Source organism: Aestuariivivens marinum, from assembly GCF_022662175.1.
GTDB lineage: Bacteria > Bacteroidota > Bacteroidia > Flavobacteriales > Flavobacteriaceae > Aestuariivivens > Aestuariivivens marinum.
In genome coordinates this window covers 1-24,016 of the sequence record NZ_JAKMCR010000006.1, presented here as the reverse complement: position 1 = coordinate 24,016, position 24,016 = coordinate 1, and the positions used below count along the sequence as shown (strand labels likewise).

The 24,016-nt window shown below is 36.5% G+C and carries 19 protein-coding genes and 5 tRNA genes; 22 read left to right on the top strand and 2 right to left on the bottom strand.

The window, feature by feature from the left end:
- Positions 1 to 95: 95 nt before the first annotated feature.
- The 21 genes from MR053_RS12500 to MR053_RS12400 all read left to right on the top strand — a co-directional run bounded on the left by MR053_RS12500 (position 96) and on the right by MR053_RS12400 (position 19,550).
- The gene (locus tag MR053_RS12500) at positions 96 to 1,808 is read left to right on the top strand and encodes an alanine/glycine:cation symporter family protein (protein ID WP_242132758.1); all 1,713 of its coding nucleotides are present in this window, start codon (positions 96 to 98) and stop codon (positions 1,806 to 1,808) included.
- 8 nt (positions 1,809 to 1,816) lie between these two features.
- On the top strand, positions 1,817 to 2,698 hold the full coding sequence (locus tag MR053_RS12495; RefSeq protein WP_242132757.1) for a ComEA family DNA-binding protein: 882 nt from the start codon (positions 1,817 to 1,819) through the stop codon (positions 2,696 to 2,698).
- 5 nt (positions 2,699 to 2,703) lie between these two features.
- Positions 2,704 to 3,867, top strand: coding sequence for an acyl-CoA dehydrogenase family protein (locus MR053_RS12490; RefSeq protein WP_242132756.1), 1,164 nt, complete (start codon positions 2,704 to 2,706; stop codon positions 3,865 to 3,867).
- 129 nt (positions 3,868 to 3,996) lie between these two features.
- Positions 3,997 to 4,191, top strand: coding sequence for a 30S ribosomal protein S21 (gene rpsU, locus MR053_RS12485; RefSeq protein WP_242132755.1), 195 nt, complete (start codon positions 3,997 to 3,999; stop codon positions 4,189 to 4,191).
- Positions 4,192 to 4,318: 127 nt separating this feature from the next.
- On the top strand, positions 4,319 to 5,212 hold the full coding sequence (locus tag MR053_RS12480) for a tyrosine-type recombinase/integrase (protein WP_242132754.1): 894 nt from the start codon (positions 4,319 to 4,321) through the stop codon (positions 5,210 to 5,212).
- 40 nt (positions 5,213 to 5,252) lie between these two features.
- Positions 5,253 to 5,555, top strand: a complete 303-nt coding sequence (gene hpf / locus MR053_RS12475) for a ribosome hibernation-promoting factor, HPF/YfiA family (RefSeq protein WP_242132753.1) — start codon at positions 5,253 to 5,255, stop codon at positions 5,553 to 5,555.
- 101 nt (positions 5,556 to 5,656) lie between these two features.
- Positions 5,657 to 5,730 (top strand) — tRNA-Thr (locus MR053_RS12470).
- A gap of 79 nt (positions 5,731 to 5,809) precedes the next feature.
- Positions 5,810 to 5,892 (top strand) — tRNA-Tyr (locus MR053_RS12465).
- Positions 5,893 to 6,039: 147 nt separating this feature from the next.
- Positions 6,040 to 6,112: transfer RNA gene (locus tag MR053_RS12460), tRNA-Gly, on the top strand.
- A 91-nt stretch (positions 6,113 to 6,203) separates the two neighbouring features.
- Positions 6,204 to 6,275 (top strand) — tRNA-Thr (locus MR053_RS12455).
- Between the two features lie 67 nt (positions 6,276 to 6,342).
- Positions 6,343 to 7,530 (top strand): elongation factor Tu, encoded by a 1,188-nt coding sequence (tuf, locus tag MR053_RS12450; RefSeq protein ID WP_242132752.1) that lies wholly within the window; start codon positions 6,343 to 6,345, stop codon positions 7,528 to 7,530.
- Between the two features lie 70 nt (positions 7,531 to 7,600).
- Positions 7,601 to 7,673: transfer RNA gene (locus MR053_RS12445), tRNA-Trp, on the top strand.
- Positions 7,674 to 7,826: 153 nt separating this feature from the next.
- Positions 7,827 to 8,021 carry a preprotein translocase subunit SecE gene (gene secE, locus MR053_RS12440; protein ID WP_242132751.1) on the top strand — a complete coding sequence of 65 codons (195 nt, stop codon included), beginning with the start codon at positions 7,827 to 7,829 and terminating at the stop codon, positions 8,019 to 8,021.
- A 16-nt stretch (positions 8,022 to 8,037) separates the two neighbouring features.
- Positions 8,038 to 8,592, top strand: a complete 555-nt coding sequence (nusG, locus tag MR053_RS12435) for a transcription termination/antitermination protein NusG (RefSeq protein ID WP_223551051.1) — start codon at positions 8,038 to 8,040, stop codon at positions 8,590 to 8,592.
- Between the two features lie 76 nt (positions 8,593 to 8,668).
- Positions 8,669 to 9,106 carry a 50S ribosomal protein L11 gene (gene rplK / locus MR053_RS12430; RefSeq protein WP_223551053.1) on the top strand — a complete coding sequence of 146 codons (438 nt, stop codon included), beginning with the start codon at positions 8,669 to 8,671 and terminating at the stop codon, positions 9,104 to 9,106.
- A gap of 20 nt (positions 9,107 to 9,126) precedes the next feature.
- A complete protein-coding gene (rplA, locus tag MR053_RS12425; RefSeq protein ID WP_242132750.1) occupies positions 9,127 to 9,816 on the top strand; it encodes a 50S ribosomal protein L1 in 690 nt (229 codons plus the stop codon).
- A 21-nt stretch (positions 9,817 to 9,837) separates the two neighbouring features.
- Positions 9,838 to 10,359 carry a 50S ribosomal protein L10 gene (gene rplJ / locus MR053_RS12420; RefSeq protein WP_242132749.1) on the top strand — a complete coding sequence of 174 codons (522 nt, stop codon included), beginning with the start codon at positions 9,838 to 9,840 and terminating at the stop codon, positions 10,357 to 10,359.
- A gap of 66 nt (positions 10,360 to 10,425) precedes the next feature.
- A complete protein-coding gene (rplL, locus tag MR053_RS12415) occupies positions 10,426 to 10,803 on the top strand; it encodes a 50S ribosomal protein L7/L12 (RefSeq protein ID WP_223551059.1) in 378 nt (125 codons plus the stop codon).
- A gap of 194 nt (positions 10,804 to 10,997) precedes the next feature.
- The gene (gene rpoB / locus MR053_RS12410; protein WP_223551060.1) at positions 10,998 to 14,810 is read left to right on the top strand and encodes a DNA-directed RNA polymerase subunit beta; all 3,813 of its coding nucleotides are present in this window, start codon (positions 10,998 to 11,000) and stop codon (positions 14,808 to 14,810) included.
- A 29-nt stretch (positions 14,811 to 14,839) separates the two neighbouring features.
- Complete coding sequence (gene rpoC, locus MR053_RS12405) at positions 14,840 to 19,141, top strand: DNA-directed RNA polymerase subunit beta' (RefSeq protein ID WP_242132748.1); 4,302 nt, start codon at positions 14,840 to 14,842, stop codon at positions 19,139 to 19,141.
- A 91-nt stretch (positions 19,142 to 19,232) separates the two neighbouring features.
- Positions 19,233 to 19,550, top strand: a complete 318-nt coding sequence (locus MR053_RS12400; protein ID WP_242132747.1) for a DUF3467 domain-containing protein — start codon at positions 19,233 to 19,235, stop codon at positions 19,548 to 19,550.
- Between the two features lie 268 nt (positions 19,551 to 19,818).
- Here the strand turns inward: MR053_RS12400 and MR053_RS12395 are convergent, their stop codons facing one another.
- Both MR053_RS12395 and MR053_RS12390 read right to left on the bottom strand, forming a co-directional pair.
- Positions 19,819 to 20,058 carry a (4Fe-4S)-binding protein gene (locus tag MR053_RS12395; protein ID WP_242132746.1) on the bottom strand — a complete coding sequence of 80 codons (240 nt, stop codon included), beginning with the start codon at positions 20,056 to 20,058 and terminating at the stop codon, positions 19,819 to 19,821.
- 119 nt (positions 20,059 to 20,177) lie between these two features.
- Positions 20,178 to 21,767: a peptide chain release factor 3 gene (locus MR053_RS12390; RefSeq protein WP_242132745.1), complete on the bottom strand. Its 1,590-nt coding sequence runs from the start codon at positions 21,765 to 21,767 to the stop codon at positions 20,178 to 20,180.
- 226 nt (positions 21,768 to 21,993) lie between these two features.
- On the opposite strand from MR053_RS12390, the gene MR053_RS12385 reads away from it, so the two are divergent.
- Positions 21,994 to 24,016: HYR domain-containing protein (locus MR053_RS12385; protein ID WP_242132744.1), on the top strand; the 2,023-nt coding region annotated here is incomplete at its 3' end.

The window sequence follows — 24,016 nt, the reverse complement described above, 5'->3', positions numbered from 1 at the left end:
TTTTAACAGCTTATGTTTTAAAAAACAAATAATTTTTAGCATCTTGCTACCTTTAAATATAAAAATTTTTAAAAACTAACTAATCTTAATTCTCTATGAAGAAATATCTTCTTTCTGTTTTCGTATTAATTTTACCATTTATAACATTTGCACAACAAACTGCCGAAAAAGGGATAGACCAGCAAATAGATGAGGCATTTAAACCTGTATCAGATTTTTTCTCACGTGTCATCTTTTTTACCATTAACGGGACACCTTTTGTCTTGATATTATTGGTGTTCAGTGCTGCATTTTTTACTATATATTTTAAATTTCCCAACATCAGACATTTCTGGACGGCCATAAGTGTAGTTAGAGGAAAATATGAAGATATTGAAAAGCACGGTGCTAAAATTCTTTATGGTGAAGATGGTATTTCACAAGGTGTTGACCTTAATAAGGTAGATGATATTGAAGAGCATATTGATAATATAGAAAACCTACATAGCGATCTGGAAATAGATGGTGATATAAAGGATACGATTAGGGATGAAAGTTCCCATGGTGAGGTGTCACACTTTCAAGCTTTGGCAACTGCGGTATCGGGAACAGTAGGAAATGGAAATATTGCAGGAGTAGCTTTGGCTATTGCCTTGGGAGGTCCAGGGGCGACATTTTGGATGATTGTTTGCGGGCTTTTAGGAATGTCTACCAAATTTGTAGAGTGTACATTGGGCGTACATTACAGGGATGTAGGTGAAGATGGAACAGTTTATGGAGGCCCCATGTATTACCTGACTAAAGGCTTAAAAGAAAAAGGCCTAAAGACTTTGGGTAAGGTAGCTGCGGTTTTATTTGCTGTTTTCTGTATTGGAGGTTCCTTTGGTGGTGGTAATGCAGCACAATCGAATCAAGCAACAATTGTTGTAAAAGAACTCTTAGGTTTGGAAAGCACCATGGCAGGTACGATAATAGGTTTGGTTATTGCCTTTATAGTTGGTGTAATTATCATTGGAGGAATCAAGAGAATTGCTTCAGTAACCGAAAAGATTGTGCCTTTTATGGCCGTATTGTACATTTTATGTTGTTTATATATCATTTTTGGAAACTATAGTTTAATAGATGATGCCATTGGTTTAATTATGAAAGAAGCCTTTAACCCAACAGCTATTGGAGTAGGAGGGTTTATTGGTGTTTTACTTGTAGGCTTTAAAAGAGCCGCTTTCTCTAACGAAGCAGGAGCTGGTTCGGCATCTATTGCGCACTCGGCAGTAAAAACAAAATATTCTGCATCCGAAGGTTTGGTAGCATTATTGGAACCGTTTATTGATACGGTAGTGATTTGTACCATGACCGCTTTGGTAATCATTATATTCAACTTTGGAGGATTTTTTGAATACGGGGCAGATGTTAGTACAGATGGTAGTGGAGCTGTAATGATAGGAAATGAAATGGTTCAAGGTGCAGGTATTACGGCTAAGGCTTTTGCTAAATATATTCCGTTTTCAAATGTGTTTTTAACGATTGCTGTGTTTTTATTTGCCATCTCTACGATGATTTCTTGGAGTTATTACGGTTTGCAATCTTGGAAATTTTTATTTGGTAAAGGAAAAAAAGCCGACCTTACTTACAAAATCTTATTTTTAACCTTTGTGGTTATTGGCGCAGCAGCAAGTATGGGGTCTATTTGGTCTTTCTCCGATGCCATGATTTTTGCGATGGTATTTCCAAATATGGTAGGCTTGTATCTGTTAATGCCTGTTGTTAAAAAACAATTGAAGCGTTACACGGATGCTATTAAAATGAAAAGAGAGGCGTTGAATAGCTAATCATAAATATGAATAAGTTAAAATCCCATTTTACGTTTACCAAACAGCAAAGGAATGGGATTTTTTTATTGGTACTACTTATTGTAATAGTTCAGGTGAGTTATGTTTTTATTGATTTGCCTTCTGAAACTGTTTCTTTTAATGAAGATGTCTATGATACCTATACTAAAGAAATAGATTCTTTGAGACAAGTTGAAATAGCTATGCGACAACCAAAGCTGTTTCCTTTTAACCCCAATTATATAACCGATTATAAAGGGGCTGCTTTAGGAATGAGTAATGAGGAAATAGATAGGTTATTGGTTTTTAGAAAACAAGACCAATGGATTAATTCTGCCAAACAATTTCAGGAGATTACCAAAGTATCCGATTCTTTATTGGGTGCTATTTCTCCTTATTTTAAATTTCCAGATTGGGTAACCAACCCTAGAGCAAGGAATATTATTAATGAGAGTTATGGTAACAAGTCAAAAACCTATGCCCAAAAATTGGATTTAAATTTAGCAACGGTACAACAATTACAAAAAGTTAATGGTGTTGGAGAGGTGCTTTCAGACCGAATCGTTAAATTCAGGAATAAGTTTGTTGGCGGTTTTATTGCCGATGTACAATTAGAAGATGTTTATGGCCTGTCTCCCGAGGTTATTGAACGTATCACCAACCATTTTACAGTTAAAACACCAAGGAAGGTAGAAAAAATAAATTTAAATTCGGCTACGGTAACTCAATTGGTAACAGTGCAGCATATTGACTACGATTTAGCTTCAGAGATTATAGAAATGAGAACCTTAAGAGATGGCTTTCAGTCGTTAGACGAGTTGAAAAAAGTAAAAGATTTTCCGGTAAATAAATTAGAGATAATTAAATTATATTTGTCGCTCGAAAATTAGAATAAATGAATAAGTACTTTACCGAAGAACATCACCTTTTTAGAAAGAGTCTACAGGATTTTTTAAAGAAAGAAGTTGTTCCGCATATTGAATCTTGGGAAAAAACTGGAACTATTGACCGGTTTATTTGGAAAAAGTTTGGAGATATGGGCTTCTTAGGTATTAGTTATCCAGAGGCCTATGGTGGATTGAATCTGGACCTGTTCTATATGGTTATCCTATTGGAGGAACTTCAAAAAATAAACTCAGCTGGTTTTGCTGCGACAATTTGGGCGCATGTGTATTTGGCAATGACGCACCTTAATGCACAAGGCAACGAAACCATCAAACAAAATTATCTTACATCCAGTATAACTGGAGATAAAATAGGCTGCTTATGCATTACCGAGCCTTTTGGAGGTAGTGATGTAGCTGGTATGCGAACTACAGCTGTTAAAGAGGGCGACTATTATATAATTAACGGTTCTAAGACTTTTATCACCAATGGGGTTTATAGTGATTATTTAGTTGTTGCTGCTAAGACGAAACCCGAATTAGGCAATAAAGGATTGAGTATCTTTGTAATCGATAGGGATGCAAAAGGAGTGTCGGCTACAAAGTTGGATAAATTGGGTTGGCGTGCTTCCGATACGGGTGAAATAGCATTTGATAATGTAAAAATACCAGCGACTAACATGCTAGGTGAAGAAAATAGAGGTTTTGGGTATATTGTCCAACATTTTTCACTTGAGCGTTTGGTTATGGGGATAAATGCCCATGCCCGTGCAGAATATGCTTTGGATTATGCTTTAAAATACATGTCTGAACGTAAAGCTTTTGGAAAAACTATTGATCAATTCCAAGCATTACGTCATAATGTAGCTGATTTATATGCCGATATTGAACTGTGTAAAAACTATAATTATATGGTGGCCTCAAGACTGGATAAAGGAGAGTATGTTGTAAAAGAAGCCACTATATCCAAATTAAAGTCAACAAAAATGGCCGACGAGGTTATTTACCAATGCCTGCAATTTTTAGGCGGTTATGGTTATATGGAAAATTACCCAATGGCGCGATTGTTGAGAGATAGTAGGTTGGGACCTATAGGAGGTGGTACTTCAGAAATACTTCGTGAGATTTTAGCTAAGATTGTAATTGATAAAAAGGAGTACAAGCCGGCAACTTAATTTAAGAAATGAGTTATTGGGTTGGCTAGGATTTAGTATTAAAATAATTCTTAAACTTTTAATTGCTCATTATTATTTATTAATTATATTTGCACCCACAAAATCTAAAAGAGAGGAGGTTAAGATACTATGTTAATAATACCAATTAAAGAAGGAGAAAATATAGATAGAGCATTAAAGCGTTTTAAGCGTAAGTTCGATAGAACAGGTGTTAAGCGTCAGTTACAGATTCGCAAGCAATTTACAAAGCCTTCAGTTGAGCGTAGAGCACAAATACAAAAAGCGCAGTACATTCAAAGGTTAAGAGATGCTGAAGAAATTTAAAGTATACTACAATTATATATTATCCCGCTATATGCGGGATTTTTTTTGCCCTAAATAGTACATCTTTGTACTGAATTAGTTTTTGAAACCAGTTTTTTATAACTTTAAGCTTCAAACTACACAAACCTTGAACTTTCTAAAACCTTTTACAGATTACTTGTCGTTGGAAAAAAACTATTCAGCTTTAACTGTAAAAGCTTACACTAAGGACATCGAAAGCTTTTCAGAATTTATTGAGATAGAGTTTGGTTACAGTGATATCAATCAGGTTAATTATGGTCAAATTCGAAACTGGATAGTATCATTGGTTGAAAAAAACATCTCAAATAGAAGCATAAACAGAAAAATTTCTTCACTCAACACCTATTGTAAATTCCTATTAAAAATAGGTGAGTTGGAAGTAAACCCCTTAGCCAAACATAAAGCCTTAAAAATGCGGAAGAAAGTACAGGTACCGTTTTCGGAAACCGAAATTAATACGGTTTTGGACGACTTGATTTTTGATTCCAGTTTTGAAGGCTATAGGGACAAATTAATTGTAGAGTTGTTTTACTCAACTGGAATCCGAAGAATAGAATTAATTAACTTAAAACTTAGTAATGTTAATGTTCATAATAAAACATTAAAGGTTTTAGGTAAAAGAAACAAAGAGCGTATTGTACCTTTATTGGATATTACCTTACAAACCATGTGCGAATATTTAGTATTTAGAGATGACCTGCTACAAATAGTAGACAAAGAGCATTTATTTTTGACTAAAAAAGGAGTAAAAATTTATGAAACGCTTGTGTACAGAATAATAAATAATTATTTTAGTAAAGCATCTTCTAAAGTGAAAAAGAGTCCGCACATATTACGACACTCTTTTGCGACCCATTTATTAAACCAAGGTGCCGATCTAAATGCTGTTAAAGAACTTCTTGGACATTCTAGTTTAGCTGCGACTCAAGTATACACTCATAATAGCATTTTAGAGTTGAAAAAAGTACACGTAAAAGCGCACCCAAGAAGTAAAAAATAGTATTCATTATTATTGTCTAACCAAAAAAAAAAGTAGTAATATGAAAGTAAACACGCAATCGGTAAATTTTAATGCTGACAAAAAATTGTTGGATTTTATTCAAAAGCGAATGGATAAGTTAGAATTGTTTTATGATAAAGTTATACAATCGGATGTGTATTTAAAGGTAGAAAACACAAGTGACAAGGAGAATAAAATATTTGAAGCAAAGGTTAGTGTCCCTGGTGATAGTTATGTGGTAAAAAAGCAATGCAAAACTTTTGAGGAAGGAGCCGATATGGCAGTATCATCGTTAGAAAGACAGCTCATAAAACGAAAAGAAAAATTAAGGGCGCATTCCTAATAAATATTTTAAAAAAAATGTTTTGAATAAAAAAATAAATATATACATTTGCAGTCCGTTAGAAATAGCGGGCTTTTTTTGTGAAAAAAAAGTAGGTAAAAGCCTCCATAGCTCAGCTGGCTAGAGCAGCTGATTTGTAATCAGCAGGTCGTGGGTTCGAGTCCCTCTGGAGGCTCTTTAATTTCTTAAAGAAAGGGATTTAAAGTTGATAATTTGGATTTTGTTCTTTTAAATATTGGAATTATAAATAAAATGGGAAGATACTCAAGCGGCCAACGAGGACAGACTGTAAATCTGTTGGTTTTCACCTTCGCAGGTTCGAATCCTGCTCTTCCCACTTATAATTTCTAATAAGTATCTGTCAAAAGTTCACTTTTGTAAAGTTGCGTTTAGAAATTATTTAGATTGGGTCGCCAATCTAGGATCATTAAGCGAAGCGAGATAATCCATTAATAAAACCAAGCAGGTTTGTGCTTGCTAAATTGCGGGAGTAGCTCAGTTGGTAGAGCGTCAGCCTTCCAAGCTGAATGTCGCCGGTTCGAACCCGGTCTCCCGCTCAAAACTTGAAGTTAAAGGTTTCAAGTTTTAAAAGTTTAAGGTTTTTGAGCTAAACTTGAGACTTTTAACGTAAAACCTGAAACACAAATTGCCGGTGTAGCTCAGGGGTAGAGCGTTTCCTTGGTAAGGAAGAGGTCACGGGTTCAAATCCCGTCATTGGCTCTGTTTTTAAATAGACATTTATAAATACACTAATATTATTATATAACTAAGATTAAATTATTTTAACATGGCAAAAGGAACTTTTGATCGTTCAAAACCACACTTAAATATAGGTACAATTGGACACGTAGATCACGGTAAAACAACTTTAACAGCTGCTATTACTAAAGTATTGGCAGACGCAGGTTTATCAGAAGCTAAGTCATTTGATCAAATTGATAACGCTCCTGAAGAAAAAGAAAGAGGTATTACAATTAATACGTCTCACGTAGAATACCAAACTGCGAATCGTCACTATGCACACGTTGACTGTCCAGGTCACGCCGATTACGTTAAGAACATGGTAACTGGTGCTGCACAAATGGATGGTGCTATTTTGGTTGTTGCTGCTACTGATGGTCCTATGCCACAAACTCGTGAGCACATCCTTTTAGGTCGTCAAGTAGGTATTCCTCGTATCGTTGTTTTCTTAAACAAAGTTGATATGGTGGATGATGAGGAGCTTTTAGAGCTTGTTGATATGGAAGTTAGAGATTTGCTAAACTTCTATGAGTACGATGGAGATAACGGTCCTGTAATTTCTGGTTCTGCTTTAGGTGCACTTAACGGTGAACAAAAATGGGTAGATACAGTAATGGAATTAATGGAAGCTTGTGATACTTGGATTGAAGAGCCAGAAAGAGATATGGATAAGCCTTTCTTAATGCCTATCGAAGATGTATTCTCTATTACTGGTCGTGGTACTGTTGCAACTGGTAGAATTGAGACAGGTGTAGCTAATACTGGAGATCCAGTAGAAATTATTGGTATGGGTGCAGAGAAGTTAACTTCTACTATTACTGGTATCGAGATGTTCCGCCAAATATTAGATAGAGGTGAAGCTGGTGATAACGCAGGTATCTTATTAAGAGGTATTGATAAAAATCAAATCTCTAGAGGGATGGTTATTACGAAGCCTGGTTCTGTAACGCCACACAAACAATTCAAAGCTGAGGTTTATATCCTTAAGAAAGAAGAAGGTGGTCGTCACACGCCATTCCACAACAATTATCGTCCACAGTTCTACGTACGTACAACTGATGTAACAGGAAATATTTCCCTTCCAGATGGTGTTGAAATGGTTATGCCAGGTGATAACTTAACCATTACTGTAGACTTAATTCAACCAATTGCAATGAACGTAGGTTTACGTTTCGCTATCCGTGAAGGTGGTAGAACAGTTGGTGCTGGTCAGGTAACTGAAATTTTAGACTAATACAAAACTAGTTTATAAATAAAGACTTAAGGTATCACGCTATATGCGTGATGCCTTTTGACTTATAATTACGGGTTTAGCTCAGTTGGTAGAGCACTGGTCTCCAAAACCAGGTGTCGGGAGTTCGAGTCTCTCAACCCGTGCGAAGCAAAGGATTGTGAGCGAGAAGTTTATGCTGAGCGTAGTCGAAGCAAGTCTCTAAACAAATCTGCACCGGGCGAAATCTAGGTGTGCGAAAGAGAAAGTTGGAATCCCAAATGGGCTACACAGTTGTAGTGCTTAAAAAAAATAAACAAATGGCTGGAATAGTAAATTATATTAAGGAATCATTTGAAGAATTAAAGAACAATGTGACATGGACACCTTGGGCAGAAGCTCAAAGACTAACAGTTCTTGTGGCTGTTTTTTCAATTATTTTTTCACTAGCTATTTGGGGTGTAGATACAGTTTTTAGCAAAGTTATTACACTTTACTTTGATTTGATTAACTAACGGCTAAAACGGAATTATGTCTGAAGTAAGTGAAAAAAAATGGTATGTAGTTAGGGCTGTAAGTGGTCAGGAAAACAAAATTAAAACCTATATCGAGAACGAAATTACGCGATTAGGTTTACAAGATTATGTTGATCAGGTTTTAGTGCCTACCGAAAAAGTAATACAAATCCGTAATGGAAAAAAAATTAGTAAAGAAAAAGTTTTTTTCCCAGGATATATTATGATACAGGCCAATTTATCTGGTGAGATTCCCCATATTATAAGATCTGTTACCAATGTTATTGGTTTTTTAGGTGAAACAAAAGGGGGTGATCCTGTACCGTTAAGACAGTCTGAGGTTAACAGAATGTTAGGTAAGGTGGATGAACTTTCGGTTGAGGAAACAGCAAATGTAGCTATACCATTTACTAAAGGAGAAACAGTAAAAGTAATCGATGGGCCTTTCAATGGATTTGATGGTACTATAGAAAAGATAAATGAAGAAAAGCGTAAACTAGAGGTAATGGTTAAGATTTTTGGAAGAAAAACACCATTAGAGCTAAGTTATATGCAAGTTGAAAAAGTATAATAATTGTTACATTATATATAGGTATAAATCTTACGCTTCCAAAAATTAAGAGCTATACCGACTTAAATTATTAAAAATGGCAAAAGAATTAAGTAAAGTAGTTAAGTTACAAGTTCGGGGAGGTGCTGCGAATCCGTCGCCACCGGTTGGACCCGCTTTAGGTGCTGCTGGAGTAAACATTATGGAGTTCTGTAAGCAATTTAACGCGAGAACCCAGGATAAACCAGGTAAGGTATTGCCTGTTGTTATCTCTGTTTACAAAGACAAGTCGTTCGACTTTGTTATTAAAACACCTCCAGCTGCAGTACAATTATTAGAAGCGGCCAAAGTAAAGAAAGGTTCAGGAGAACCAAACCGAAAGAAAGTAGCTAAAGTTTCGTGGGATCAAATCAAGACCATAGCTGAAGACAAAATGCAGGATTTAAATGCATTTACTGTTGAATCTGCTATGAAAATGGTTGCTGGTACCGCAAGATCGATGGGTATAACCGTAACAGGGCAGTTCCCTTCTTAATCTATTAAAGACATTAAAAAATGGCAAGATTAACAAGAAAGCAAAAAGAAGCTTTAGCAAAAATAGAAAAGGGCAGATTATATTCATTAGATGAAGCATCTGCTTTAGTGAAAGATATTACCAATACAAAATTTGATGCATCGGTAGATATTGCTGTTCGATTAGGTGTAGATCCAAGAAAAGCAAATCAAATGGTGAGAGGTGTTGTATCGCTTCCTCACGGTACTGGTAAAGACATGAAAGTTTTAGCATTAGTTACTCCAGACAAAGAAGCAGAAGCAAAAGAAGCTGGTGCGGACTATGTTGGTTTAGATGAATACCTTGATAAAATCAAAGGTGGTTGGACCGATGTAGATGTTATTATTACTATGCCAAGTGTTATGGGTAAGTTAGGACCATTAGGACGTATTTTAGGACCTCGTGGTTTAATGCCTAACCCGAAAACGGGTACAGTAACTATGGATGTTGCTAAAGCTGTTAGTGAGGTAAAAGCTGGTAAAATTGACTTTAAAGTTGATAAAACCGGTATCGTTCATGCCGCAATTGGTAAGGCATCATTTAGTGCCGATAAAATTGCTGGTAATGCACACGAATTAATCAATACATTAATAAAATTGAAACCAACTGCTGCTAAAGGTACTTACGTTAAGAGTATTCACTTATCTAGTACAATGAGTCCAAGTGTTGCAGTAGATCCAAAAATAGGTTAATTATAGTTAAAAACTTTTATTATGACAAGAGAAGAAAAATCACAAATAATTGAAGACTTAACTGCACAATTAGCCGAAAACCCAAATATTTATTTGGCTGATATTTCTGGATTAAATGCAGGAACGACTTCAGATTTAAGACGTGCTTGTTTTAAGGCAAATATTAAACTAGCAGTTGTTAAGAACACATTACTTGCAAAAGCGATGGAAGCTTCAGACAAAGAGTTTGGAGAGCTTCCTACAGTATTAAAAGGTAATACTTCGGTAATGTATTCCGAAACTGGTAATGCACCAGCAAAGGTTATTAAAACCTTCAGAAAGAAGTCTGATAAACCTTTGTTAAAAGGTGCTTTTATTGAAGAAGCTATTTACATTGGTGATGATCAATTAGATACTCTTGTAGACATTAAGTCTAGAGAAGAATTGATAGGAGATATTATTACATTATTACAATCTCCAGCCAAAAATGTGGTTTCAGCACTTCAATCAAGTGGAGGAAAACTTGCTGGTATTATTAAAACCCTATCCGAAAAAGAAGGATAGTAATAACAAAGTACGCACTTTATTACAATTATATTAAAATTAAAAATTTATTAAAACGATAGAAAAATGGCAGATTTAAAAGATTTCGCAGAACAATTAGTTAACTTAACAGTAAAAGAAGTAAACGAGTTAGCTACTATATTAAAAGATGAGTATGGTATAGAGCCTGCTGCTGCAGCTGTAGCAGTTGCTGCTGGTCCTGCTGCTGGTGGAGACGACGCTGGTGAAGCTCAAACTGAGTTTGACGTAATATTAAAAGCAGCTGGTGCTTCTAAATTAGCAGTTGTAAAATTAGTTAAGGAATTAACTGGTTTAGGATTAAAAGAAGCTAAAGAATTAGTTGACAGTGCACCTAGCGCAATTAAAGAAGGTGTTTCTAAAGACGAAGCTGAAGGTTTAAAATCTTCTTTAGAAGAAGCAGGAGCTGAGGTTGAGCTTAAGTAAGCTTAAAACCCAAACAATACAAAGGTTTAGGTCTGTCCCGCTAATGCGGGATAAGTCCTAAACCATTTTGCGTATATAATGATATACCCAAAAAGGCACTTAATAGTAAATTGATTTTAAAATTGCTATTTAGTCCGTTTTACTAGTGTTTATAGGCACTATCACTATTTTTTTAATCAAAATTTCGTCCATTGATGTTGTCAACACAAGCTGAAAGATTAAATTTCTCATCTATTGTAAATAGAACGGAATATCCAGATTTCTTGGATATTCAGATTAAGTCCTTCCAGGATTTTTTCCAATTAGAAACTAAATCTGAAGAAAGAGGTGATGAAGGGTTGTATAATACCTTCATGGAAAACTTTCCAATTACAGATTCACGTAATCAATTCGTATTAGAATTTTTAGATTATTTCGTAGATCCACCAAGATATACTATTGAAGAATGTATTGAGAGGGGATTAACTTATAGCGTTCCGCTAAAGGCAAGGTTAAAGTTGTATTGTACAGACCCTGAACATGAAGATTTCGAGACCATTGTTCAAGATGTGTACTTAGGAACTATACCTTACATGACACCTAGTGGTACATTTGTTATTAACGGAGCCGAGCGTGTAGTTGTTTCCCAATTACACCGTTCACCAGGGGTGTTCTTTGGTCAATCGTTCCATGCGAATGGAACCAAGTTATACTCTGCAAGGGTTATACCGTTTAAAGGGTCTTGGATAGAGTTTGCTACAGACATCAACCAAGTAATGTATGCATACATCGATAGAAAGAAAAAATTACCTGTAACAACTCTTTTCCGTGCTATTGGTTTTGAGCGTGATAAGGATATCCTAGAAATTTTTGATTTAGCTGAAGAAGTTAAGGTTTCTAAAACTGGATTAAAGAAATATTTAGGGCGCAAGCTTGCAGCACGTGTACTTAATACATGGCATGAGGATTTTGTTGATGAAGATACAGGAGAAGTTGTTTCTATCGAACGTAACGAAATTGTGTTGGATCGTGATACCGTTTTAGATAAAGAAAATATTGAAGAAATTCTTGATGCTGAAGTAAAAACAATCCTTTTACACAAGGAAACTTCAGAGCAAGGTGATTATGCTATAATTCATAACACACTTCAAAAGGATCCAACGAATTCCGAAAAGGAAGCGGTTGAACATATTTACCGTCAGTTACGTAATGCAGAGCCACCAGATGAAGAAACGGCTCGTGGTATTATTGATAAATTATTCTTTAGTGACCAACGTTATTCTTTAGGCGAAGTTGGTCGTTACAGAATGAATAAAAAATTAGGTCTTGATATAGGAATGGATAAGCAAGTGCTTACCAAGGAAGATATCATTACCATTATAAAATATTTAATTGAGCTAATCAATTCTAAGGCAGAGATTGATGATATTGATCATTTATCAAACCGTCGTGTACGAACAGTAGGTGAGCAATTATCACAACAATTTGGTGTTGGTTTAGCGCGTATGGCACGTACCATTCGTGAGCGTATGAACGTTCGTGATAATGAGGTGTTTACACCTATCGATTTGATTAACGCCAAGACCTTATCGTCTGTAATCAATTCATTCTTTGGTACAAACCAGTTGTCTCAGTTTATGGATCAAACCAATCCATTGGCAGAGATAACCCATAAGCGTCGTTTATCTGCTTTAGGACCAGGTGGTCTTTCCCGTGAAAGAGCTGGTTTTGAGGTGCGTGATGTTCACTACACACACTATGGTCGTTTATGTCCTATTGAAACACCTGAAGGACCAAACATTGGATTGATCTCTTCACTTGCTGTATATGCTAAGGTGAATTCCATGGGATTCATAGAAACGCCTTACCGCCCTGTTGAAAATGGGGTTGTTGATATCAAAGGAGCTCCTGTATATTTAAGTGCAGAAGAAGAAGAAGAAAAATTGATTGCTCAGGCAACAGTAAAGGTAGATGATATTGGAAAGATATTGCATGATAAGGTAATTTCTAGAATGGAGGGTGATTTTCCTGTTACCGAACCAGATAATGTACATTATACCGATGTAGCACCTAATCAAATAGCTTCTATTTCGGCATCTTTAATTCCGTTCTTGGAACATGATGATGCAAACCGTGCTTTGATGGGATCGAACATGATGCGTCAGGCCGTACCATTATTATTACCGCAATCACCAATTGTTGGTACCGGTTTAGAGCGTCAAGTAGCATCAGACTCTAGGGTATTGATTAATGCTGAAGGAAATGGAGAGGTGCTTTATGTAGATGCAAACGAAATAAAAATTAAATACGAACGCTCAGAAGATGAAGCTAAGGTAAGTTTTGATAGTGATATTAAAACTTACGAATTGGTGAAGTTCAGAAAAACAAACCAAGGGACTTCTATTAACTTAAAGCCAATTGTGGTTAAAGGTGATAAGGTAACTAAAGGTCAAGTGTTGTGTGAAGGATATGCAACACAAAGTGGTGAGTTGGCACTTGGAAGAAATATGAAAGTAGCCTTTATGCCTTGGAAAGGTTATAACTTCGAGGATGCGATTGTGATTTCTGAAAAGGTTGTTCGTGAGGATATATTTACCTCAATACATATTGACGAATATTCGTTAGAGGTAAGGGATACTAAACTTGGTAATGAAGAACTTACCAACGATATTCCAAATGTTTCAGAAGAAGCCACAAAGGATTTAGATGAAAATGGAATGATTCGTGTTGGTGCAGAAGTAAAACCAGGCGATATTCTTATTGGTAAAATTACACCAAAAGGGGAAAGCGACCCAACACCAGAAGAAAAGTTATTACGTGCAATATTTGGTGATAAGGCAGGAGATGTAAAAGATGCCTCTTTAAAAGCGTCTCCATCATTAAATGGTGTTGTAATCGATAAAAAGTTATTTGCCAGAGCCGTTAAAGATAAGAGAAAACGTGCTCAGGACAAAGACGATATATTACAATTAGAAGGTGTTTACGATGCTAAGTTTGATGACTTAAAGAACGTTTTAATCGATAAACTTTTTGCTATAGTAAATGGCAAAACGGCTCAAGGTGTATACAACGATTTAGGTGAAGAAGTATTGCCAAAAGGTAAAAAATTCACACTTAAAATGTTAAATGCTGTTGATGATTATGCACATTTAGTGTCAGGAAAATGGACTACAGATGATCATACTAATCAGTTAGTAGCCGATTTACTGCATAACTATAAGATAAAGGAAAACGATTTGCAAGGAGCTTTGCGTCGTGAGAAGTTTACCATTTCTGTAGGTGATGAGTTACCAGCTGGAATCATTAAGTTGGCTAAAGTTTATATTGCTAAAAAACGTAAACTTAAAGTAGGAGATAAAATGGCCGGACGTCACGGAAACAAAGGTATTGTAGCTCGTATTGTACGAGAAGAGGATATGCCATTCTTGGAAGACGGAACGCCTGTTGATATTGTACTGAATCCACTTGGTGTGCCGTCACGTATGAACATTGGTCAGATTTATGAAACCGTTCTTGGATGGGCAGGACAAAAATTAGGACGTAAATTTGCGACCCCTATTTTTGACGGAGCAACCATCGATCAGATTAATGAATTGACTGATGAAGCCGGTATTCCACGTTATGGTCATACACATTTATATGACGGTGGTACTGGTGAACGTTTTGACCAAGCAGCGACAGTGGGCGTTATCTACATGTTGAAGTTAGGACATATGGTAGACGATAAGATGCATGCACGTTCTATAGGACCTTACTCATTAATTACACAACAGCCTCTAGGTGGTAAAGCACAATTTGGTGGTCAACGTTTTGGTGAGATGGAAGTTTGGGCACTTGAAGCTTATGGTGCTTCAAGTACTTTACGTGAGATTTTAACCGTAAAATCAGATGATGTAATTGGAAGGGCAAAAACATACGAAAGTATTGTAAAAGGTGAACCAATGCCAGATCCAGGACTACCTGAGTCATTCAACGTATTGATGCACGAATTGAAAGGCCTAGGGTTAGATATCAGATTAGAGGAGTAGTTAATTAAAAATCATTTCAACCATATATTATGGCAAGAAAACAAGATAAGAACGCAGTAAAGAGGTTTAACAAAATCTCAATTGGTTTGGCTTCACCAGAGTCTATTTTAGCAGAGTCTAATGGTGAGGTTTTAAAGCCAGAAACTATTAATTATCGAACACACAAACCAGAACGTGATGGTTTGTTTTGCGAGCGTATTTTTGGTCCGGTAAAGGATTATGAATGTGCCTGTGGAAAATATAAGCGTATTCGCTATAAGGGTATTGTTTGTGACCGTTGTGGTGTAGAGGTTACTGAAAAGAAAGTGCGTCGTGATCGCGTAGGACACATTAACTTAGTGGTTCCTGTGGCCCATATTTGGTATTTCCGTTCATTACCTAACAAAATAGGTTATTTGTTAGGCTTACCATCTAAGAAATTAGATATGATTATATACTACGAACGTTACGTAGTTATTCAACCAGGTATAGCTAAAAATGAAGAAGGGGAACCATTGCAAAAAATGGATTTCCTAACGGAAGAAGAATATTTAAACATTCTTGAATCATTACCGCAGGATAATCAGTATTTAGACGATACCGATCCTAATAAGTTCTTGGCTAAAATGGGTGCCGAATGTTTAATAGAGTTGTTGGCAAGAATCGATTTAGAATCTTTGTCATACGAATTACGCCATAAAGCCAATACTGAAACGTCTAAACAACGTAAAACAGAAGCTTTAAAACGTTTGCAGGTGGTTGAAGCTTTACGCGAAGCTAACAACAATCGCGAAAATCGTCCAGAGTGGATGATTATGAAAGTTATTCCGGTAATTCCACCTGAATTACGTCCGTTAGTACCGTTAGATGGAGGTCGTTTCGCTACGTCCGATTTGAACGACTTATACAGAAGGGTAATTATCCGTAATAACCGTTTGAAACGTTTGGTGGAAATCAAAGCTCCAGAAGTAATCTTACGTAACGAAAAACGTATGTTGCAGGAATCTGTAGATTCGTTATTCGATAATACACGTAAGTCTTCAGCTGTAAAAACTGATTCTAACAGACCATTAAAATCTTTATCTGATTCCCTTAAAGGTAAACAAGGCCGTTTTCGTCAAAACCTTTTAGGTAAGCGTGTTGATTATTCTGCACGTTCGGTAATTGTTGTAGGTCCAGAATTAAAATTATATGAGTGTGGATTGCCAAAGAATATGGCAGCAGAGCTTTATAAGCCTTTCGTCATCAGAAAATTAATTGAAAGAGGTATTGTTAAGACTGTTAAATCTGCAAAGAAAATTATAGACAAAAGAGAGCCTGTGGTTTGGGATATCTTGGAAAATGTGCTTAAAGGCCATCCAGTATTGCTAAACCGTGCTCCTACCTTACACCGTTTGGGTATTCAAGCTTTTCAACCAAAATTAATTGAGGGAAAAGCTATTCAGTTACATCCATTAGTATGTACGGCATTTAATGCGGATTTTGATGGTGACCAAATGGCGGTACACTTACCGTTAGGGCCAGAGGCTATTTTAGAGTGTCAGCTATTAATGTTGGCATCACATAATATCCTTAACCCAGCGAATGGTTCCCCAGTTACGGTACCGTCTCAGGACATGGTTCTTGGGTTGTATTATATGACCAAAGAGCGTAAGTCTACACCAGATAATCCAATTAAAGGAGAAGGATTAACATTCTATTCTCCAGAGGAAGTAGAAATTGCGTTCAACGAAAAGAAAGTTCACCTAAATGCAGGTATTAAGGTAAGAACATTGGATATTAACCAAGATGGTAAGTTAGAGCCAATGATTATTGAAACTACTGTTGGCCGTGTGTTGTTTAACCAACATGTACCTCAGGCAGCGGGTTATATCAATCAGGTATTAACTAAAAAATCGTTGAGAGATATTATTGGGGATATTCTTAAAGTGACTTCAGTTCCTGAAACAGCTGATTTCTTGGATGCGATTAGAACTTTAGGATTCCAGTTTGCATTCCAAGGCGGTTTATCATTTAGTTTGGGAGATATTATCATTCCGCCAGAAAAACAAAACATGATAGTCAGTGCTAACCAGCAAGTAGATGGTATTATGGCCAACTATAATATGGGACTGATTACAAATAATGAACGTTATAATCAGGTTATTGATATATGGACCTCTACCAATGCAGAGTTGACTGAGTTGTCCATGAAGCGTATTCGTGAGGATCAACAAGGGTTTAATTCGGTATTCATGATGCTTGACTCTGGAGCTCGTGGATCTAAAGAACAGATTCGTCAGCTTACCGGTATGCGTGGATTGATGGCCAAGCCTAAAAAATCAAACGCTGGTGGAGGAGAGATTATTGAAAACCCGATTCTTTCTAACTTTAAGGAAGGGCTTTCTATTTTAGAATATTTTATTTCTACCCACGGTGCACGTAAAGGTCTTGCGGATACGGCTCTTAAAACTGCTGATGCAGGTTACTTAACGAGACGTTTGGTTGATGTGTCTCAAGATGTGATAATTAATTCTGAAGACTGTGGAACCTTAAGAGGTGTTGAAGTAGAACCATTAAAGAAAAACGACGAAGTTGTTGAAACACTAGAAGAAAGAATAGTAGGTCGTGTGTCTTTAAATGATGTATATAATCCATTAACAGACGAATTGTTAGTAGCATCTGGTCAGTTAATTGAAGATGATATTGCTAAAGCGATTGAAGAATCTCCAATAGAAAGTATTGAGGTGCGTTCTGCACTTACCTGTGAAGCCTTACAAGGAATTTGTGCGAAGTGTTACGGTCGTAATCTAGCTACAGGTAAAATGGTACAGCGAGGTGAAGCTGTTGGTGTTGTTGCAGCACAATCTATTGGTGAGCCTGGTACACAGTTAACATTGCGTACCTTCCACGTGGGAGGTATTGCAGGTAATATTTCAGAAGAAAATAAATTGGCCGTTAAGTTTGATGGTATTGCAGAAATTGAAGACCTAAAAACGGTAAAAGGTAAGGACGCTGAAGGTAATGAAATAGATATCGTTATTTCACGTACTTCTGAAATTAAGTTAATAGATAAGAAAACAGGTATTACATTAAGTACTAATAACATACCTTATGGTTCAACATTATACATAAATAGTGGCGATGAACTTAAGAAAGGTGATGTGGTTTGTACTTGGGATCCATATAACGGTGTAATTATTTCAGAATTTGCTGGTAAAGTAAAATATGAAAACATTGAACAAGGGGTCACTTACCAAGTTGAAATAGATGAACAAACAGGTTTCCAGGAAAAGGTGATTTCGGAATCAAGAAACAAGAAACTTATTCCAACGCTTCATGTTGAAGATGGTAAGGGAGAGGTTATCCGTTCCTACAATTTACCAGTTGGTGCCCACTTAATGATTGATGATGGTGAGAAGATTAGTGTAGGTAAAATTTTAGTAAAAATACCTCGTAAGTCGGCTAAGGCTGGGGATATAACAGGTGGTCTTCCACGTGTTACCGAGTTGTTCGAAGCACGTAATCCATCGAACCCTGCGGTAGTAAGTGAGATTGATGGTGTAGTATCTTTTGGTAAGATTAAGCGTGGTAACCGTGAAATCATTGTTGAGTCTAAATTAGGTGAAGTTAAAAAGTACTTGGTCAAACTATCTAATCAAATTTTGGTTCAGGAGAATGATTATGTAAAAGCCGGTATGCCTTTATCTGATGGTTCTGTAACTCCAGACGACATACTAAATATAAAAGGACCTTCTGCAGTACAACAGTACTTAGTAAACGAAGTACAGGAAGTTTACCGATTACAAGGGGTGAAAATTAACGACAAACACTTTGAGGTTGTTGTTAGGCAAATGATGCGTAAAGTACAGATTATTGATTCAGGGGACACCTTATTCTTAGAAGATCAATTAGTACATAAATCAGATTTCATCAAGGAAAATGATGATATTTTTGGGATGAAGGTTGTTGAAAATGCTGGAGATTCTGTCAATCTTAAAGCTGGACAGATTGTTTCTCCACGTCAGTTAAGGGATGAAAATTCTCTGTTACGTCGTGAAGATAAGCAACTTGTTGAAGCTAGGGATGCCCAACCAGCAACTGCAACACCTATATTACAAGGTATTACAAGAGCTTCGCTTCAAACCAAATCATTTATTTCTGCTGCATCTTTCCAAGAAACAACAAAAGTACTTAACGAGGCTGCTGTTGCAGGTAAGGTAGATACTTTAGACGGATTGAAGGAAAATGTTATTGTTGGACATAGAATTCCAGCAGGTACAGGTATGCGTAACTATGCAAACATTATAGTAGGTTCTAAAGAGGAGTTCGAAGAAATGATGCAAGTGAAGCAAGAGTTGAATTACAACTAGAATTTTTCATTTCCGCGAAGGCGGGAATCTATCAAACTAAAGCCTTCAAGTTATTATAACCTGAAGGCTTTTATATTTAAAACTTACAGTTATGGCAAACGAAAACGATAACAAAAAACAAGGACAAATCAATATTGAGCTTGATGAGAAGGTTGCAGAGGGGACTTATTCCAATCTGGCTATTATTAATCATTCTGTTTCAGAATTTGTGATTGATTTTGTCAATATCATGCCAGGGGTTCCTAAGAATAAGGTGAAATCCCGAATTATATTAACGCCTCAACATGCCAAGCGATTGCTAAAGGCATTGGGTGATAATGTGGCACGGTTTGAAAATGCCCATGGGGAAATCAAGGATTACGAGCAACCGCCTATACCTTTGAATTTTGGACCAACAGGACAGGCTTAGTGAGAATTTTTCAAATACCGCTTAAAAAAGGGTTGCTTGAAATGTTTTAAAGAGCAACCTGCTATTCCTTTGAATTTTGGACCAATAGGACAGGCTTAGTGAGAATTTTTCAAATACCACTTAAAAGAGGTTGCTTGAAATGTAACTTATAGCAACAGACTATTCCTTAGGTTTTTGTGACTTTAGCCTCTAAGTATAATAGAATGAAAAAATCCTTTGAAGAAACTCATCCAAAGGATTTTTTAATAATCAACACTTATTATCGAATTTAAACTGTATGCTTTTCTTCTTTTTTAAGATAATACTGTAAGGCCCCAGAAGGGCATCTTTTAATTTGTTGTATGATTTTTTTGGTCTCCGTATTATCTAAATTCACCCAAGGAATAACAGAGTTGCTAAAAACATCTGAAAGTTCTTTTGCACATTTTCCAGAGAGTGTACAAATACATGGGTCGTAGGTTACAGTAATCTCATTATTACTAAATTCTCTGTCATTTACTTCTTCCATGGCTCAATCATTTTGGGGTGATGATTCTTTATTAAAGTTAAAGAATAGGTCATTTAAGGGTTAAAAAATTGGGTTAACAGTTTAAAAAATACGATTAACAGATGAATTACAGGTAGTATTTAATTAAATTCAGATGTGAAATAAAATTTTATACTGGGGTATTTTTGTTGGGTCATTTGCAACGAAAATGCCGAATCAGCCAAGAATACCAGTTGGTTTTGCTTGTCTTTGGCCAAATAACGTTGTTTTACTCTAATAAACTCTTTGTATTCTTCATTCTTTTCATCTTCAGCATCCACCCAACAAGCTTTATGAACATTTAAATTTTCATAAGTACACTTGGCACCATATTCGTGTTCCAAACGATATTGAATGACTTCATACTGTAATGCGCCAACAGTACCAATTACTTTTCTGCCGTTAAGTTCCAGAGTAAACAATTGGGCAACACCTTCATCCATTAACTGGTCAATTCCTTTATAAAGTTGTTTCGATTTTAGAGGATCAGCATTATTTATGTATCTGAAGTGTTCAGGTGAGAAACTTGGTATTCCTCTGTAATTTATAGTTTCTCCTTCAGTAAGGGTGTCGCCAATTTTAAAGTTTCCAGTATCATGTAAACCAACAATATCTCCTGGATAGGATACATCTACAATTTCTTTCTTTTCAGCAAAAAAAGCATTTGGGCTGGAAAATTTCATTTTTTTGTTGTTTCTAACATGTAAGTAGGGCTTATTACGCTCAAACTTGCCGGAAACAATTTTTACAAAGGCCAATCGGTCTCTGTGGTTAGGATCCATATTGGCGTGTATTTTAAATACAAAGCCACTAAACTTATTTTCGTCTGGTTTTACCAAACGTTCTTCACTTTGCTTAGCCCTTGGTTTAGGGGCAATTTCAACAAAGCAGTCCAATAATTCCCTTACGCCAAAATTATTTAATGCCGAACCAAAAAAGACAGGTTGTAAATCACCAATCAAATATGCTTCTTTGTCAAATTTTGGGTATATCCCTTCAACCAACTCTAGATTTTCACGTAAAGTATGAGCCGATATTTCTCCAATTAGTTTATCTAATGTTTGAGATTGTAAATCTGAAATCTCAACGGTTTCTTCTATATTTTTACGACTGTCACCGCTGAAAAGATTAACATTTTTTTCCCATATATTATAGATTCCCTTAAAGTCGTAACCCATACCAATTGGAAAACTTAAAGGACAAACGGTTAAGCCCAGTTTTTGTTCTACTTCATCCAATAGGTCGAAAGCATCTTTTCCTTCCCGATCCAATTTGTTAATAAAGACAATCATAGGAATGTTACGCATACGGCATACTTCCACCAACTTTTCGGTTTGTTCCTCAACCCCTTTGGCTACATCAATAACCACAATAACACTATCTACAGCAGTAAGCGTTCTAAAGGTATCTTCGGCAAAATCTTTATGTCCAGGTGTATCTAAAATATTTACTTTGGTGCCATTATATTCAAAGGCCAATACAGAAGTAGCTACCGATATACCTCTTTGGCGCTCAATTTCCATAAAATCGCTGGTAGCGCCTTTTTTTATTTTATTACTTTTTACAGCGCCTGCTTCTTGTATGGCACCACCAAAAAGCAACAATTTTTCGGTTAATGTTGTTTTACCAGCATCGGGATGAGATATAATACCAAAGGTGCGTCTGCGATGTATCTCTTTTAAAAAAGACATATATTAAAAATTTCAGCAAATATATTAATCATTTCAACAAAAGATACCGCATTACGTGTCTTATATTATATTAAAAGTGATTTTATTTACTATAGTCCATAAGTTTTAGGATGGTCTTAATTCCTGAAATAAAATTGTGTATAACATGTTTAAAAAAAAATAATGAAACAAAATATCATTCCATCTATATTTCTATTTTTAGAAAACACTTATAGGTTTCATAATTATGATAACAACTAGGTTAAGCCCTCACTTAACACTTCGTTTTAAAAAGTATTTAAGACAAAATACATTTGAAAACTCAAATAAAGAGATAAACGTTGTTTTTAAGAACATTATTTGCACGGTTGTTTTTTTAATATCTGGTATAGTATTATCCCAGACAATGGGAGATTATCGTTCAATAGGCGATGGGGATTGGACAGATCCAGCTAATTGGGAATATTATAACGGAACTACTTGGGTCGCGGCAACTTATTACCCTGGAGACCCGCTAGGTCCGACAACAAATGATGTATTTGTCATAGGGGGAAATACCATTATTCTAAGTTCAGATATTCTTGGATCAATGAGCTCAGTAACCATTGGAGATGGTATTACCCCACCTTTAGACAGAATTGAATTAATTGCGGATGCTTTTTTAAACACCTTGATATTATTTGCAAATGATGGAGGTGTCATGGACTGGGAGAATTCTGTAGACCTTATTTTACCGGCAGGGGCTGCTTTTATTGTGGCTTTAGATGATCCCGATGACCCTAATGATGTAGGTGGCTTTTTAGATAATAGTATCCCTTGTAGTTCTTCGAAAAGATTACGAATTGGTGATGCTATTTTTGCCTCCTGCAATGGTGAAGGAGGAGGGCAGGATGATCCATTTAGCTTTGCAGATTTAATGGCCAATGGCGGCAGTATTTATGTAGCGCCATCTTCTAATTCGCCGATATGCGAAGGAGAAGACCTAAATCTAATGGCAAATCCCTCTGGAACTGGAGCAACCGATCCTACAAACACATTTGTCTGGACTGGTACAGGACCTGGAGGATATTCCTTTAACAGCACACTGCAAGATCCGGTAGTTAGCGGATTATCCATTGGAACTTACACCTATGAAGTTACAATCACACATCAAATTGTTTTTACATTTACGGCTTCAATTGAGGTTGTTGTAAACCCATTACCTAATGCAGTTGCTTCGAATAGCAGTCCGGCTTGTCCAAATGCGGATATAATTTTGAATGAAACTGGTGGTGATGCCGTTTCTTGGCTTTGGTCTTCTAATGGTTCTAGTACTTTTGATGATAATACATCTCAAACACCAATAGCTAGTGGAGCAGTTGATGGTGAAATATTTACTGTAGAAATTACCGATATTAATGGTTGCATTATTACTGATACTACTACAGTTACAGTTGAGGACTTAATAGATCCTGTACCTGGTTGTCCATCGGACATATTTCAGGGAACGGATGCCAGTGGCTGTAATGCAGTAGTTACCTGGACAGAGCCAACAGTCTCAGATAATTGTAGCGTAACGAGCTTTACTAGTACTCATAGTCCAGGAGACACTTTTCCTTTGGGAACGACGACTGTAACTTACACGGCCACCGATGCAGGGGGCAATACCTCATCATGTAGTTTTGATATTACAATTACCGATGATGATAATCCTGCAATTATTTGTCCTCCGGATGTATTAGTTAATGTTGATGCTGGTTTATGCACGGCCAGTGGTGTTGATTTAGGTTCAACTCCAACAGGTTCGGACAACTGTAGTGTTGCAAGTGTCGTTAATGATGCGCCGGCTGTTTTCCCATTAGGAGACACAACTGTAACTTGGACTGTTACGGATGGATCGGGTAACACAGCTACTTGTGAGCAAACAGTTACTGTAGAGGACAATGTGGATCCGACGGCTATCTGTCAGGACATCACAGTTCAGTTGGATGCCAGTGGCAATGCCAGCATAACGCCATCGGATATTGATAATGGTTCCAATGATGCTTGTGGCATTCAGTCACTTGCCATAGACGTGAACAGTTTTGATTGCGGCAATATAGGCCCCAACACGGTGACCTTAACGGTGACGGACAACAACAACAATGTTTCTACTTGTACGGCCACAGTTACTGTAGAGGACAATGTGGATCCGACGGCTATCTGTCAGGACATCACAGTTCAGTTGGATGCCAGTGGCAATGCCAGCATAACGCCATCGGATATTGATAATGGTTCCAATGATGCTTGTG

What these genes read in the sequence shown, in the direction of transcription:
- MR053_RS12500 (WP_242132758.1), top strand. Translation starts at nt 96, where the DNA reads ATGAAGAAATATCTTCTTTCTGTTTTCGTATTAATTTTACCATTTATA.
- MR053_RS12495 (WP_242132757.1), top strand. Translation starts at nt 1,817, where the DNA reads ATGAATAAGTTAAAATCCCATTTTACGTTTACCAAACAGCAAAGGAAT.
- MR053_RS12490 (WP_242132756.1), top strand. Translation starts at nt 2,704, where the DNA reads ATGAATAAGTACTTTACCGAAGAACATCACCTTTTTAGAAAGAGTCTA.
- rpsU (WP_242132755.1), top strand. Translation starts at nt 3,997, where the DNA reads ATGTTAATAATACCAATTAAAGAAGGAGAAAATATAGATAGAGCATTA.
- hpf (WP_242132753.1), top strand. Translation starts at nt 5,253, where the DNA reads ATGAAAGTAAACACGCAATCGGTAAATTTTAATGCTGACAAAAAATTG.
- tuf (WP_242132752.1), top strand. Translation starts at nt 6,343, where the DNA reads ATGGCAAAAGGAACTTTTGATCGTTCAAAACCACACTTAAATATAGGT.
- secE (WP_242132751.1), top strand. Translation starts at nt 7,827, where the DNA reads ATGGCTGGAATAGTAAATTATATTAAGGAATCATTTGAAGAATTAAAG.
- nusG (WP_223551051.1), top strand. Translation starts at nt 8,038, where the DNA reads ATGTCTGAAGTAAGTGAAAAAAAATGGTATGTAGTTAGGGCTGTAAGT.
- rplK (WP_223551053.1), top strand. Translation starts at nt 8,669, where the DNA reads ATGGCAAAAGAATTAAGTAAAGTAGTTAAGTTACAAGTTCGGGGAGGT.
- rplA (WP_242132750.1), top strand. Translation starts at nt 9,127, where the DNA reads ATGGCAAGATTAACAAGAAAGCAAAAAGAAGCTTTAGCAAAAATAGAA.
- rplJ (WP_242132749.1), top strand. Translation starts at nt 9,838, where the DNA reads ATGACAAGAGAAGAAAAATCACAAATAATTGAAGACTTAACTGCACAA.
- rplL (WP_223551059.1), top strand. Translation starts at nt 10,426, where the DNA reads ATGGCAGATTTAAAAGATTTCGCAGAACAATTAGTTAACTTAACAGTA.
- rpoB (WP_223551060.1), top strand. Translation starts at nt 10,998, where the DNA reads ATGTTGTCAACACAAGCTGAAAGATTAAATTTCTCATCTATTGTAAAT.
- rpoC (WP_242132748.1), top strand. Translation starts at nt 14,840, where the DNA reads ATGGCAAGAAAACAAGATAAGAACGCAGTAAAGAGGTTTAACAAAATC.
- MR053_RS12400 (WP_242132747.1), top strand. Translation starts at nt 19,233, where the DNA reads ATGGCAAACGAAAACGATAACAAAAAACAAGGACAAATCAATATTGAG.
- MR053_RS12395 (WP_242132746.1), bottom strand. Translation starts at nt 20,058, where the DNA reads ATGGAAGAAGTAAATGACAGAGAATTTAGTAATAATGAGATTACTGTA.
- MR053_RS12390 (WP_242132745.1), bottom strand. Translation starts at nt 21,767, where the DNA reads ATGTCTTTTTTAAAAGAGATACATCGCAGACGCACCTTTGGTATTATA.